10 protein-coding genes are annotated in these 14,135 nt (G+C 63.2%); 7 read left to right on the forward strand and 3 right to left on the reverse strand.

Going from position 1 to position 14,135, the window contains the following annotated elements:
* Positions 1–19 precede the first annotated feature (19 nt).
* The 3 genes from JQ567_RS00095 (at position 20) to JQ567_RS00105 (ending at position 4,684) form a co-directional block, all read left to right on the forward strand.
* Positions 20–946, forward strand: a complete 927-nt coding sequence (locus tag JQ567_RS00095) for an efflux RND transporter periplasmic adaptor subunit (RefSeq protein ID WP_212436924.1) — start codon at positions 20–22, stop codon at positions 944–946.
* Positions 946–4,113 carry an efflux RND transporter permease subunit gene (locus JQ567_RS00100; protein ID WP_212436925.1) on the forward strand — a complete coding sequence of 1,056 codons (3,168 nt, stop codon included), beginning with the start codon at positions 946–948 and terminating at the stop codon, positions 4,111–4,113. The genes JQ567_RS00095 and JQ567_RS00100 overlap by 1 nt, the downstream gene beginning before the upstream one ends.
* A 160-nt stretch (positions 4,114–4,273) precedes the next feature.
* Positions 4,274–4,684, forward strand: a complete 411-nt coding sequence (locus JQ567_RS00105; RefSeq protein WP_212436926.1) for a nuclear transport factor 2 family protein — start codon at positions 4,274–4,276, stop codon at positions 4,682–4,684.
* 10 nt (positions 4,685–4,694) lie between these two features.
* Here the strand turns inward: JQ567_RS00105 and JQ567_RS00110 are convergent, their stop codons facing one another.
* Positions 4,695–5,369 (reverse strand): Crp/Fnr family transcriptional regulator, encoded by a 675-nt coding sequence (locus JQ567_RS00110; RefSeq protein WP_192735671.1) that lies wholly within the window; start codon positions 5,367–5,369, stop codon positions 4,695–4,697.
* Between the two features lie 218 nt (positions 5,370–5,587).
* On the opposite strand from JQ567_RS00110, the gene JQ567_RS00115 reads away from it, so the two are divergent.
* The 4 genes from JQ567_RS00115 to JQ567_RS00130 all read left to right on the forward strand — a co-directional run bounded on the left by JQ567_RS00115 (position 5,588) and on the right by JQ567_RS00130 (position 12,696).
* A complete protein-coding gene (locus JQ567_RS00115; protein ID WP_212436927.1) occupies positions 5,588–7,738 on the forward strand; it encodes an AsmA family protein in 2,151 nt (716 codons plus the stop codon).
* Positions 7,739–7,986: 248 nt separating this feature from the next.
* Entirely contained in the window at positions 7,987–10,428 is a 2,442-nt protein-coding gene (locus tag JQ567_RS00120) for an adenylate/guanylate cyclase domain-containing protein (RefSeq protein ID WP_312017322.1), read from the forward strand.
* A gap of 290 nt (positions 10,429–10,718) precedes the next feature.
* Entirely contained in the window at positions 10,719–10,985 is a 267-nt protein-coding gene (locus tag JQ567_RS00125; RefSeq protein ID WP_212436929.1) for a hypothetical protein, read from the forward strand.
* A 706-nt stretch (positions 10,986–11,691) separates the two neighbouring features.
* Positions 11,692–12,696, forward strand: a complete 1,005-nt coding sequence (locus JQ567_RS00130; RefSeq protein ID WP_212436930.1) for a calcium-binding protein — start codon at positions 11,692–11,694, stop codon at positions 12,694–12,696.
* Positions 12,697–12,778: 82 nt separating this feature from the next.
* On the opposite strand, the gene JQ567_RS00135 is transcribed toward JQ567_RS00130, so the two are convergent.
* Positions 12,779–13,033 (reverse strand): transcriptional regulator, encoded by a 255-nt coding sequence (locus tag JQ567_RS00135; protein WP_312017323.1) that lies wholly within the window; start codon positions 13,031–13,033, stop codon positions 12,779–12,781.
* Positions 13,034–13,136: 103 nt separating this feature from the next.
* A complete protein-coding gene (locus JQ567_RS00140) occupies positions 13,137–13,751 on the reverse strand; it encodes a GIY-YIG nuclease family protein (protein ID WP_212436931.1) in 615 nt (204 codons plus the stop codon).
* Between the last annotated feature and the right edge of the window lie 384 nt (positions 13,752–14,135).

Consider the following 14,135-nt stretch of genomic DNA (forward strand, 5'->3'; position numbering starts at 1 on the left):
AGTCTGGACTGATCCGGCGATGAAACTCTCCGAATACCTCAAACCTGCGCTCGGAGTAGCGTTCGTTGTTGTTGTGGGTGGCTTCTACTACTGGTTCGAGCACCGCTCCCGTCCCGAGCCCAAGGATGCGCCCAGCCAGGCGCTGGTGATCGTGACCAAATCCACCAACGCCTGCTTCTCCGACATGGTGCGGGTCACCGGATTTATCGTGCCGCGCCGCGAAGCGCAGGTCGGCGTCGATCAGGAAGGCTCCAGGGTCACCGATGTCTTCGTCCGCGAAGGCGACATGGTGGCGGACAATCAGGAATTGGCACGCCTGACCGCGCCGCCGCAGCAGCCGGGAGCTCCGGGCGGCAGGACCGGACCGATATCGCTGCGCACGCCTGGCCCAGGCCTCGTTACCGAAGTCAGGACCGCCGTCGGCGCGCCGGCCTCGCCGCAGGCCGGACCGATGTTCCGGATTTCGATCAACAACGAGATCGAGCTGGAGGCCGAAGTGCCGAGCGTGCATCTGCTCAAGCTCAATCCCGGCGCCACGGTGCGGATCAGCCGCGACGACGCGCCCGATCTGGTCGGCAAGGTCAGGCAAATCTCGCCGCAGATCGACCGCGCCACCCAACTCGGCAAGGTCAGGATATCGCTGAACAACAATCCCTCGCTCAAGGTCGGCATGTTCGCCCGCGCCAATATCGACGCCAAGCGCAGCTGTGGCGTCGCGGTGCCGCGTACCGCCATCGACCGCCTGACCCTGCAGGTGGTCAAGGAGAACAACAGGATAGAGACGCGAAAAGTCCGGGTCGGCCTGACGTCGGACACCTCTACGGAAATTCTTGAAGGCCTCGCCGTCGGCGAAACCGTCGTGGCCGATGCTGGCACCTCGCTGCATGACGGTGACCAGATCAAGACCATGTTTGCCGACGAACTCGAGCGCACGCGGACACGATAATGGCTTTGAACATCTCGGCATGGTCGATCCGGAACCCGCTTCCGTCCATCGTCTTTTCGATCATCCTTCTGGTGCTGGGATGGGTCAGCTTCACCAAGCTCGCGGTCACGCGGCTGCCGAGCGCCGACATCCCCGTGATCTCGGTGGCGGTCTCGCAGTTCGGCGCGGCCCCGTCGGAGCTTGAATCTCAGGTCACCAAGACGATCGAGGACGGCGTATCCGGCGTCGAGGGCGTGCGGCACATTTCCTCGTCGATCACCGACGGCCTGTCGCTGACCACGATCCAGTTCGCGCTCGAAACCAACACCGACCGCGCGCTGAACGACATCAAGGACGCCGTCACCCGCGTTCGCGCCAGTCTGCCGCAAAACGTCACCGAACCGCTGATCCAGCGCGTCGACGTGATCGGCCTGCCGATCGTCACCTATGCCGCGATCTCTCCGGGCAAGACGCCGGAGCAGCTCTCCTATTTCGTCGACGACGTCGTCAAGCGCGCGCTGCAGGGTGTCCGCGGCGTCGCCCAGGTCGAGCGCATCGGCGGTGTCGAGCGCGAGATCCTGGTCTCGCTCGATCCCGACCGGTTGCAGGCCTCGGGGCTGACCGCCGTCAATGTCAGCCAGATCCTGCGCGGCACCAATGTCGACCTCGCCGGCGGCCGCGCCGGTATAGGCAACAACGACCAGGCGATCCGCACCCTGGCCGGCGCCAGGACGCTGAACGAACTCGCCGGCACCATGATCCCGCTGTTCGGCGGCGGCGAGGTGCGGCTCGACGATCTCGGCACCGTCACCGACACCATCGCCGATCGCCGGACCTTTGCCCGCTTCAACGGCGAGCCGGTGGTCGCGCTCGGCATCAAGCGCTCGAAGGGCGCCAGCGACGTGGTGGTCGCCGCCGCCGTGCAAAAACGCATCGATGCGCTGAAGGCGGCCTATCCCGACGTCGACCTGAAGATGATCGACACCTCAGTCGATTTCACCAAGGGCAATTACGAGGCGGCGATCTCGACCCTGTTCGAGGGTGCTATTCTCGCCGTCGTCGTCGTGCTGTTGTTCCTGCGCGACATCCGCGCCACGATCATCGCCGCGATCTCGCTGCCGCTGTCGATCTTCCCGGCGTTCTGGGTGATGGATCTGCTCGGCTTCTCGCTCAACCTCGTCAGCTTCCTCGCCATCACGCTGTCGACGGGTATTCTGGTCGACGACGCCATCGTCGAAATCGAAAACATCGTCCGCCACATGCGGATGGGCAAGACGCCCTACCGCGCCGCGTTGGAAGCCGCCGACGAAATCGGCCTCGCCGTGATCGCGATCTCGCTGACCATCATCGCGATCTTTGCGCCGGCGAGCTTCATGTCCGGGATCGCCGGGCAGTTCTTCAAGCAATTCGGCATCACCGTGTCGGTGCAGGTGTTCTTCTCGCTGCTGGCGGCGCGCTTCGTCACGCCGGTGCTGGCGGCCTACTTCCTCAAAGATCACCCGCATGAGGACCCGCCGCCCGGGCGCTTGCTGAAGGCTTACACCAGGCTCGTGACATGGTCGGTGAAACACTACTTCATCACCGTGCTGGCCGGATTTGCGATATTTGCCGCCTCGATCTGGAGCATCACGCTGCTGCCGCAGGGCTTCCTGCCGGCGCAGGACACCGCGCGCTCGCTGCTGGCGATGGAGCTGCCGCCAGGCTCGCAACTCGCCTACACCGAGAAGGTGACCGAGGAAATCGTCCAGCGCCTGCGCAAGCGCCCGGAGATCAAGAGCATATTCGTCGATGGCGGCCGGGTGCCGCCGGGAACGCAGGAAGTGCGGCGCGCCGCGCTGATCATCAACTACACGCCGAAGAAAGACCGCGACAGCAAGCACACCCAGCGCCTGCTCGAACTCGATATCAGCAAGGAGCTGGAAAACGTCCCGGACATCCGGTTCTGGTTCCTCGATGAAAACGGCCTGCGTGCGATTTCGCTCGTCGTGACCGGCATCGACAGCAACATCGTCGGCAACGTCGCCAACGAACTCGCGACCCAGATGAAGCGGATTCCGATCATCGCCAACGTGATCTCGGAAACATCGCTCGACCGGCCGGAGCTTCGGATTCGCCCAAGGGCCGAACTGGCGGCACGGCTTGGCGTCTCCACCGAAAGCCTGTCGCAAACCATCCGTGTCGCCACCATCGGCGACGTCGGCCCGGCGCTCGCCAAGTTCGATGCCGGCGACCGCCAGGTGCCGATCCGCGTCCAGCTCGAGGACAGCGCGCGCGGCGACCTGCAGATGCTGCAGCAATTACGGGTGCCGCTCGGCCAGCGCGGTGAGCGCGGCGGCGTGCCGCTGTCTGTCGTCGCCGACATCCAGCTCGACCAGGGCCCGACCAGCATCAACCGTTACGACCGGGAACGGCAGGCCACCGTCGCAGCCGACCTCGTCGGCACCGCGGCGCTGGGCGACGCCACCAAGATGATCTACGACCTGCCCGTGATGAAGAGCCTGCCGAAGGGCGTCAAGGTCAGCCCGTCGGGCGACGCCGAAAGCCTGGCTGAATTGTCGGACGGCTTTGCCACCGCCATCACCGCCGGCCTGATGATGGTCTACGCCGTGCTGGTGCTGCTGTTCGGCACCTTCCTGCAGCCGATCACCATCCTGTTCTCGCTGCCGCTTTCGATCGGCGGCGCGATCGCAGCCTTGCTGCTGACCGGCAAGCAGCTGACCACGCCGGTGTGGATCGGCATCCTGATGCTGATGGGCATCGTCACCAAGAACGCCATCATGCTGGTGGAGTTCGCGGTCGAGTCGATCCGCGAAGGCAACAAGCGCGATTTTGCGATCATCGACGCCGGCATCAAGCGCGCCCGTCCGATCATCATGACCACCATCGCGATGGCGGCCGGCATGATGCCGTCAGCGCTGGCATTCGGCGCCGGCGGCGAGTTCCGCTCGCCGATGGCGCTCGCCGTGATCGGCGGCCTGCTGTTCTCGACGGTGCTGTCGCTGGTGTTCGTGCCGGCGATGTTCATGATGATGGACGATCTCGGCGCGCTGATCTGGCGCTACGGCAAGCTGCTGTTGGCCTCGGAAGCCGAGAGCGACGATGTTCCGCCGGGCGGTCATCACACCGCACCGCCTCCAGCCAAGGGGCCGCCGCCGGTCCCGCCGGCGATGTCGCCCGCGGCGAAGTGAGGCGCGCCAGACACGCCCCCTGATAAGTCCGACGGTCGAAGGCGCCGGCGACGCCTTGTAGACCCTTGTATCGCCCTGTTCACCCCTACGACTCGTGCTGTTGCCAGCATCGAAGCGAGTGCTATGCTCGCATTCAACCAACGGTTTCAGGGAGGGTGGGATGGCAGATCGCGAAACAATGCGAAGATTTGTCGCACAAGCCTATGCGGATCGCGATGGTGGCAATATCGACGGCCTCATGTCAGCGTTCCACGCTGAGGCGGTTTTCGAGCTTGCCGGGGAACCGAAGGCACTCGCGCTGGCCGGAGCCGTTCGCAGTCATCCGAACATTCGGGAAGCGATGACTGCCTTCATCGGCCACTTCGAGTTCGTCAAGCGCGACATTATCAGCTTTATCGCCGACGGCGACCGCGCGGCGGTGCACTCCCGGCTCACGGTACGATTTGTACCGAAAGACGTGTCCTTCACGACCGAGGTCGCCGACCTGTTCAAATTCCAGGACGGAAAAATCATCGAACTCGTGGAGTTCGCCGATACGGCGCTGATCAAGGAAATAACCGCCGGGGCCTGACGATCAGGCCCTACTCGTTGCGCGCCACCGTCGTCAGCTTGTTCAGGTTCTGCAGCAGGATGCGCCCGCGCTGCAGGTCCAGAATGCCGTCCTTGCGCCAGGCCTGCAGTTGACGGTTGACGCTTTCGCGCGCGGCGCCGACGAACACGCCGAGCTGCTCCTGCGAAATATGCACTTCCGATCCGAAATCGGCAGCCAGCGCCACCAGCCTTCGCGCCAGCCGCACCGGCAGCGGCTGCAGCATGGATTCTTCCATCCGCTCGCTCTGCCAGCGGATGCGCTGGCACAGCAGCGTGATGATCTTGATGGCGACTTTCGGCTCACGTTCGAGGAAGGCGAGGAAATCCTCACGCCGGAGCACGAACAGTTCCGTCGCCTCGCCGGCGGTGGCGTCCGCGGTGCGGCTTTGGCCGTCGAGCACGGCAACCTCGCCGAAGAGATCGCCCGAACCCATGAAGTTCAGGGTCAGGCGGCTGCCGTCGGAGGCGCCGGTCTCGATCCGGATCTGGCCGCGGCGGACCCCGTAAAGGGCGTCGCCGGGGTCCCCCTTCTGGAACAGCATCTCGCCGAGCCCCAGTTGCTGGGTGTGGCAGAGTCCGGAGATTCGCTGCAGCTCGTCGGCGCCAAGGTCCGCGAACATCGGGTTCATCTTCAAAATGACCGCAAATTCGGCCTGTTTGCTCATTGGTTTGCCTTCCAGTTCGATCCCAAAACCGTCCCCAAAGGCCCTAGCAAGATTCACCCCGACCGAAGTGTGTCATAAGTCACATAGCATTGCAGTAGCCTTGGAATAATTTTGGCTTCTTTGAGCGATGTCCCCTTCCGGGATAAGCTCGCTTGTCCGGCTGCGCCCCATCGGGCGCGGCCGAAACCGATGCCGTTTGCCCGGCCTGGAAAGTCGAAATGAGAGCATTGAAATTCGCCGGAGTCGCCATCGGCGCCGTGATCGCCATCATCGCGCTGCTGCTCGTGATCGGCATCCCGTCCGGCTTCATGACGTCGCAGATCCAGGAACGGGTCGAGCGCGAGACCGGCTACAAGCTCACCATCAACGGCGGAACCAGGGTCGGGCTCTGGCCGTCGCTCAACATCACGCTGAACGACGTTGCGCTGCAGGATCCGAAAGATCGCGACATCAACCACCGCCTCACCGCGGTCAGCATCCAGGCAGACGTGACACTGACGAGCCTGTGGTCCGGCAAACCGCAAGTTACCGAACTTGTCATCGTTCGTCCGGTGCTGAACCTGCCGCTGCAGCGCGAACGCATCAAAGATATCAATCCGCCGTCGAAGCCGGCCGCCGCGATCAAGGGCGAGGCCTTTACGATCGAGCATGTCAGCGTCACCGGCGGCACGATCGTGTTTTCCAATCTGCGCGACCGCGTCGAGAACAAGATCGAGACCATCAACGCCGACATGACGATCGATGCCGACCGCAAGATCCGGGTGACCGGCAATGCGCGCGCCGGCGAGCACGGGTTGAAATTCGACATCAAGGCGGTGGCTCCGGCACCGCCGCTCGAACGCCAGAACATCCCGACCGAATTCAAGATCGACGCGCCCGGCATCCTGCAGGCGCAGCTGTCGGGCAAGGCGGAGGTCCGGCTCAACGGCCCGGTGGTGATGATCAACGGCCTGACCGGCACGCTCGGCGACGGCGCGTTCAATGGCTGGGCCTCGGTCGATACCGCAAGCAAGCCGCTGGTGAAGCTCGATCTCGATTTTCAGCGGCTCGATGTCGCGATCGGCCGTGGTGACGGCGGTTCGGCGGCGCAGCCCTGGAGCAATGCCACGATCAACCTCAATGGCCTCAATTATGTCGACGCCCAGGCGCGGATCTCCGCGGCGGCGCTCAATATCGGCGACGCGCGTTTCGCGCCGGCGGCGATCGAGGTCACGCTCAACAGCGGCGTGCTGAAGACGCAAGTTTCCAATCTCGGCGCCTATGACGGCAACAGCAATGGCGATCTCACCATTGACGCCTCGACCGCCAATCCTTCATTTGCGCTGCGGGCCGATCTCACCGGCGTGCGCGCGCTGCCGCTGCTGAGGAGCCTGGCCGATTTCGACAAGCTCGACGGCAAGATGCAAACCAAGATCAGCGTGCGCTCCACCGGCAACAACCAGCGCGCGATCATGGCGGGCTTGCAAGGCACCGCGTTCGTCGTGTTCCAGGACGGCGCCATCAAGGGCCTCAACGTCGCCCAGATGATCCGCTCGCTCACTTCGGGCACCCTGTCCGGCTGGCAGGAGGGCAAGGAACAGTCGACGGATCTGTCGCAGCTTTCGGCGTCGTTCAAGATCGACAAGGGGCAGGCCGTCACCACCGATCTCAATCTGGTCGGCCCGCTGGTGCGGATGACGGGCGTCGGCACCATTGCGCTCGACACCAAGCAGATCGGGTTCCGCGTCGAACCAAAGCTCGTGATGACCACCGAAGGCCAGGGCCGCGCCAACGAGCCGGTCGGGTTCGGCATTCCCGTGATGATCGAGGGGCCGTGGGGCGCGCCGAAAATCTATCCGGACATGCAGGGCATTTTGGATAATCCCGACGCCGCCTATGCCAAGCTCAAGGAGATGGGCAAGGGGCTGTTCGGTCCCAATAGCGGCGGCCTCGGCTCCGCCCTCGGCGGCCTGCTCGGCGGACAACAGGGTGTCCCGAGTGGACAACCGGGCGGACCGGGTGGCCAGCAAGGCAGCGGGCTTGAGGGGATTCTGGGTGGACTGCTCGGCGGCGGCCAGCCGGGGGGACAGGGTGGCCAGGGCGGCGGCAGGCCTAACGATCCGCTCGGCGGCCAGCTGGGCGAGGCCATTGGCAATCTGCTGCAGCAAGGTCTGAATGGCGGTCAAGGCGGTCAGGGCAGACCCGCTCAAGGGAGTGCCGGCCAAGCCGCCCCGCGGCCGAACAGCCCGCGCAGCATTCCGATTCCCGGCCAGCAGCCCGCTGATGCCGAACCCGCGGCGCCCGCCGCCCCGATCGCGCAAAATGACGGTGCTCCGCAAGCGGACAGCCAACCGATGAACGACGTCTTGCGGCAGCTGTTTAATCGCTGAGTTTTGCCCCGTCATGGCCGGGCATAGCCGCCCGAGGGACGGCGTCGCTTCGCTCGCCTATGCGCGGGCATGACGAATTTGGGTGATATCCGCCCAAAGTCGGGGCTAACCATGTGTGGGATAGGCCACCGACTCGGCCTCTCAAATCGTGCTAAACAGGCCCAACCGCGGCGGCTCCCGGCCGGGGAATGCCGCCAACGGCAAAACCGATGCGCGCGCAAGATGCGTGGCGCTCGAGGGTTGTGGATGTGAGCGCCGTCAAGGACAAAGTCTGGTTCCTGCGTGAGGGCCTGTTCGCGAAATACGTCGTCGCGCTGGTCGGCCTTGTCGTGTTCGTGCTCGCCGTCAACGGCGCGATGGAAATCTGGATCAGCTACCGCGGCATCAAGTCTTCGCTGACCGACGGCATGTCGGAGAAGGCGGAAGCGACCGCCAAGCGCATCCAGCAATCGATGTCGGACCTCGAACGGCAGATCAACTGGGTGACGCGGACCTCTTCCTACAAGATCGAGGACCGCCGCGCCGACTATGCGCAATTGCTCACCCAGGTGCCCTATGTGAGCCAGCTGACGCTGCTGTCGGCCCAGGGCCGCGAGCAGCTCCGCCTCACGCGCCAGACGGTCCACTACGGCAGCAACGCCGATTTCTCCCGCGACCTGCGCTTCACCGAGTCCGCGTCCCGCGGCACCAGCTTTGCGACGCCCTATTTCCGGGACGGGCGGCCGTTCACGTCGATCTCGCTGCCGCATTCGGACTCCCAGGTCACGGTCGCCGAAATCAATCTTACCTTCCTGCAGGACTTCTTCGGCGATACCGAGGTCGGCAGGACAGGCTTTGCCTATATCGTCGACAGCAAGGGCCAGGTGCTGGCGAGTTCGTCGAAGGGCCCCGAAATCGGCAAGGACGTCTCAAGCCTGCCGCAGGTCGCCGCCATCAAGGGCTCGCTGCTGTCGGAGGGCACGGACATTGCGGGCAACGACGTGCTGACGACGGTGAGCGCGGTGCCGCGGATCGGCTGGTTCGTGTTCTTCGAGCAGCCGACGGCGCAGGCGCTGATGCCGATCCGCGATCAACTGATGCGCATCGCGCTTCTGATCGCGATGGGCCTCGTGACCGCGATCATCGCCGGCACCGTCATGGCGCGGCGGATGCTGGTGCCGATCAACGCGCTGCGCGCCGGTGCGCATCGGCTCGGCGGCGGCGATTTCAGCCACCGCATCGAGGTGAAAACATCCGACGAGCTGGAAGAACTCGCCGACCAGTTCAACGGCATGGCGAGCCAGCTTGCGGAAACCTATTCCGGCCTCGAGGCCAAGGTGAAAGAGCGGACGCGGGATCTGGCGCAGTCGATCAACGAGCTCAAAGTCCTCGAGGAGGTCGGCCGCGCGGTGTCCTCCTCGCTCGACCTCAACGCCGTGCTGCCGACGGTCGCCGCCCGCGCGCTCGAAATCACCCATGCCGACGCGGTCTTGATTTACGGCTATGACGCCGCGAACCGCAAATTCAACCTCTCCGAATCGATCGGTATCGACAAGGCGGCCGAAGGCAAGCACCTCGCGATCGAGGCCGACAATTCGCCGCTCGGCGAAGCCGCCGCGCGGGGCGAGCCGATCGCGATCCCCGATCTCGATGCGACGGCGGATCATCCGCTGCGCGACGTCGTGGTCGAGGCCGGCTTCCATTCGGTGCTGGTCGTGCCGCTGGTCGACCAGCAGGGCATCTTGGGATCGCTGGTGGTGCTGCGGCAAAACGCCGGCGAGTTTTCCGACAACCTCATCGGCCTGATGAAAACCTTTGCGCACCAGAGCGTGCTCGCGATGCGCAACGCGCGGCTGTTCAGCGAAGTCGATCACAAGAGCCGCGAACTGGAGATGGCGAACTCCACGGTGCGCGAGCAGGCCGACAAGCTGCAGGAGCAGACCGACCAGCTCAAGGACTGGAACAAGTCGCTGGAGGAGCGGGTCGAGACCCAGCTCGGCGAGATCGAACGCATCCGCCGCCTCGAACGTTTCCTGGCGCCGCAGGTGGCGCAGCTGATCGCCTCCGGCGACGGCCATGAAGGGCTGCTCGACAGCCATCGCCGCGAAGTCACCGTCGTGTTCTGCGATCTGCGCGGATTTACCTCGTTCACCGAGACCACCGAGCCGGAAGAGGCGATGAACGTGCTGCGCGAGTATCACGCCGCGCTCGGCGCGCTGATTTTCAAATACGAAGGCACGCTCGACCGCTATGCCGGCGACGGCGTGATGATCCTGTTCAACGCGCCGATCCAGTTCGAGGACCATGTCAAGCGCGCGGTGAAGATGAGCGTGGAGATGCGCGACACGGTGGGCGCGCTGACCGAGAAATGGCGCAACCGCGGCCACAATCTCGGCTTCGGCATCGGCATTGCGCTCGGCTACGCGACATTGGGCCAGATCGGCTTCGAGCAGCGGCTGGAATACGCCGCGATCGGCAGCGTCACCAACCTCGCCTCGCGCCTGTGCGACGAAGCCAAGGCCAACCAGATCGTGGTGAGCAGGCGCGTCTACGGCATGGTCGAGCCCTGGGTGGAAGGCCACCCGATCGACGATCTCAATTTGAAGGGATTTAACCATCCGATTCTTGCGGCCGAGATTACGAGCTGGCGGGAAGAGGTGGATAACGTCGTCGATGCGGCGTCGGCGGCGCGGCGGCAACAGAAGAAGTAATTGCCGTCGTCCCGGCGAACGCCGGGACCCATACCGCGTGATCTCTCGATAGAGGCTCGGTAGCAGAGACCATTCGCAAAACTTCACCCTGTGGTTATGGGTCCCGGCCTTCGCCGGGACGACGATGAATGCCCGTCATAGCCCCAACCTGCCAAATCGTCGCAGCGCACAAAAACACCCCCTTTCACCGCCATCGCATAGAACCCGTTGCCCGCTGGATGCGACAAACGGCGGTCAGTTCGCATTCGAGGTCGCGGCCTGGACAGTCCCCAAACACCAGGAGCTTCCCAATGCTTTCCCGCACCACCTATGTATCCGTCATCACCCTTGCCGCCGCCGCAGCCAGCCTTGCTTCCGCCTCGCTCGCGCAGGCCGGACCGATCGGCAATTCCAACTTCGCCGGCTCGAAAACGGTGATCCATCACCCGATCCCGACGCCGCCCCGCGTTCAGCCGACGCGGCCGATGATCAATTCGAATCTGAAGCTGCATTGCCATAAGTACGTCGATCGGACCACCAATCCGGGGCACCCCGTGATGGCCACCACTTGCCACTAGGCCGCCTTCCGCCTTCACTCTTCGAGCTACGGCGCGACGTGTCCGCGCGTCGCTCCTTCATCGTCGTCCCGGCCTAGTGCGCGATTGCGCACGGGGGCCGGGACCCATACTCCGTGGCGTTCATTGTTGCAGAAGGTCTCTAACGCCTGCGCTCTTATCGATAGGCCGCGGCGTATGGGTCCCGGCCTTCGCCGGGACGACGTAGATATGTGTTCGCATTCTCGCGACGCATTGCGCCCGAGCTTTGCCAGAAAACCTTGCCCCCGGAATTAAGAGGGCGCAGGGAAGACCGGGTGCGCGCTGCACCCGCGGTCCCGTGTGCAATTTGCACAGAAAAATGCGCACACGAGCATACAGGTTCAGCGGAGAGCATCCGGCCTTCCCTGCGCAGTGGCTTTACGACTTATATCGTGCTCTCCCCGGTGAACGGGCTTTTTTGCCACCGTTGCCCGCAAGAAGCGTTTGGCTTCTCACGAACGTGACGCCAGCAACGGGGCGCCAGGACCACACGACTTCGCCGTACGCCATGCGCGCCTTCGTCAAGTGCGCGCATCGCGTCCACCGCAACCTGTCCAACGTCCGTGACGACGGCCGACGCCCTCTGAGTGGGACGGGATGGCTCACATATAAACTGATTTAGACTTCTGTAAAACAGAAATATTTTTTATTTCAGGGCTTGACATGATTTCTGTAAATCGGAAGTGATTTGCCCGTCGCGCCGATTTGTCGCGGGCTAGCGTGTAGCCCGGATGAGCGCAGCGACATCCGGGCCTTTCTTGCACTGATCCCGCATATCGCTGCGCTCATGCGGGCTACGCCCTGCACTCCTACCCAAAGCCTGTTCCCCAGGGAACAGCGCCGGGCGGCAGGCCCTGCGATGTTCCGGGTCACAGGCAAGCCCATTCCGGGCGGCCGGCACAGAGGGAACACGACGATGATTTATCCTTGGAAACCTTTCAACAAGCTGGATTACGCTGAACAACAATCCGAACTGACCCAGAACGATGCGCGCGACGGTTTTCAGAATCTCGGCAGCGGCGACAACTTTCACTTCCAGCTGACAGGGACCGCCCCCAAGCTCGTCAACGGCCAGGGCGGCAACGACACCATCATCCTGGACGGCAACTCCGCCGACACGGTGTTCGGCGGATCCGGCAACGACGACATCGACGGCGGCGCAGGCAACGACAACCTCAACGGCCAGTCGGGCGAGGACCACATCTTCGGCGGCGCCGGCGCGGACCGCATCAGCGGCGGCAGCGACAACGACTATCTGGTCGGCGACAATGACGCGGTTGCGTCCAACCTGCATGGCATCGACACGATGTTCGGCGGCAGCGGCGAAGACACGCTCTACGGCGGCGGCAAGGCCGACGTGATGTCGGGCGGCACCAACAACGACACTTTCGTCTACTTCGTCGGCCTGGGCACTGAGAACGAGAGCGCGGTCGGCGCCGCGGACCGTATCACCGATTTCCAGGTGGGCGACAAGATCGACGTGTCCTTCATGGACGCCGACGGCAATTCCGCCAACGGCAGCAGCCAGTTCACGTTCTCGTCCAGCGGTGCAACCACCCAGGCCGGCAAGTTCTGGTTCGAGACCCACGACGACGGCCAGCACGTGTTCTTCAACATCAACGGCGGCGCCGCCGACATGGAGATCATCTCGACGAACAACCACCAGTTCACGACGGCGGATTTTATTCTGTGAGGTGGGATCGTTCGGCGCGATGAGTGCTGAATGAGGACCGCCAGCTCGAAAGGGCTGGCGGTCTATGTTTGGAGGGCTTCCGTCAGGCCGCGTCGGCCACCGCGCGCACGCGCAGACGAACGCCCGTCTCGTCCTGCAGCAGGCTGATGACGCCCAGTAGGTTCTCAGCCGTCGGATTGCCCGACGGTCCGAACATGCGCATCAGGCTCTTCGGCGACCTGCCGAGCGCGCCACCGAGCTTTTCGAAGCCGACCGTGGCGTTGATACACGAGCGCAGTGCGGCGCGCCCCTCCTCCAGATCACCATCGAGCAGCGCCTGCATCGCCTCGGCGAGCAATGCCTGCCGAAACTTGACGTCGCGGCGAGCGCGCGCCTGAACCGTCTCGCGAAAAACTTCTCGTCAAGGGCATGGTCAGTGTCTCCGTCGGATTGTTCGACGCCTAGTCCGCCTGATCCTCGATTTCACGCCTCAGTTCGTCCAGGCGCTTGCCCTTATAACCCCAGGCCCAAGGTCCCGAGGCCGACGGCCACTCGTCTCCAAGCGCCGTGTGCGCTTGGAGAGCGGCATCCGATAAAGAGGTAATATCGCCGTGATAGTTGACCTGGTTACCTTCGTCCACAGTGGTACAAATGATCGTCGGGTCCTTGAAGAGCTGAAGTTCGGTACCTGGTTTGATGCCAATCATTGAAAGCTTGAATCTGCTTCGCCGCTTCGCCGCCTCGACTTCCGCTTTTACCTCTGTCGTCTCGAATATTTCATCGCCAAGTTTGACTTCTTTGATCGCCGCAAGAAGCATTGCTGCTCGTGCCCGTTCGGCCGCCAAGCGAAAGAACTCTCGTCCTTTGCTCACACGATGGTCACCAAATGCCTCGTGCAAGTTCCTTTCGACAAAGCCCCCATCGGCCACCTCACAAGCATAAAAGAGTTCGAAGGGGAGTGGCACGCCAGTGGAATACAATGTCCGGATTCTTATGGCTAAGTCGCCATTAGTTCGTCCGATCTTGATAAGACCGGGCATAGCTTCGTTGATCAGGACATAGACGATTTCGGTCATCAATAATGTCTCGTGCATGGAGCGGGCCGCAACTGAAGGCTGAAGTTTGAAAACGCCCACACGACACAATCTATGTGCTTACTTGATCTTTCTACAAGCAAAAGACGCACGCGAACCATCGCGCCCTTAATAAAGAATGCCAAGTGTATGCGCTGGTGGAAGGGTCCGCTCGTTCGCTCGACCTCCCGCCTTACGGCCTGGGCTCTGGTGAGGACCATGCAGGCAACTGCACGCTCGGATAGAGTTCTTAGAACGGCCTCGAAGTTCAATTAACCGCGAGTCCAGTCTTTGCAGATAAGCGGCATTTCATTCTTCCGCCGGGTAGACAGCCCAGCCGAAGTTGCGTTCGGTTGGCTCAATTGCTTTCAGCCACGACTCGGAAAT

This window comes from Bradyrhizobium sp. AUGA SZCCT0431 (assembly GCF_018131065.1).
Lineage (GTDB): Bacteria > Pseudomonadota > Alphaproteobacteria > Rhizobiales > Xanthobacteraceae > Bradyrhizobium.

What these genes read in the sequence shown, in the direction of transcription:
- JQ567_RS00125 (WP_212436929.1), top strand. Translation starts at nt 10,719, where the DNA reads ATGCTTTCCCGCACCACCTATGTATCCGTCATCACCCTTGCCGCCGCC.
- JQ567_RS00110 (WP_192735671.1), bottom strand. Translation starts at nt 5,369, where the DNA reads ATGAGCAAACAGGCCGAATTTGCGGTCATTTTGAAGATGAACCCGATG.
- JQ567_RS00100 (WP_212436925.1), top strand. Translation starts at nt 946, where the DNA reads ATGGCTTTGAACATCTCGGCATGGTCGATCCGGAACCCGCTTCCGTCC.
- JQ567_RS00095 (WP_212436924.1), top strand. Translation starts at nt 20, where the DNA reads ATGAAACTCTCCGAATACCTCAAACCTGCGCTCGGAGTAGCGTTCGTT.
- JQ567_RS00115 (WP_212436927.1), top strand. Translation starts at nt 5,588, where the DNA reads ATGAGAGCATTGAAATTCGCCGGAGTCGCCATCGGCGCCGTGATCGCC.
- JQ567_RS00105 (WP_212436926.1), top strand. Translation starts at nt 4,274, where the DNA reads ATGGCAGATCGCGAAACAATGCGAAGATTTGTCGCACAAGCCTATGCG.
- JQ567_RS00140 (WP_212436931.1), bottom strand. Translation starts at nt 13,751, where the DNA reads ATGACCGAAATCGTCTATGTCCTGATCAACGAAGCTATGCCCGGTCTT.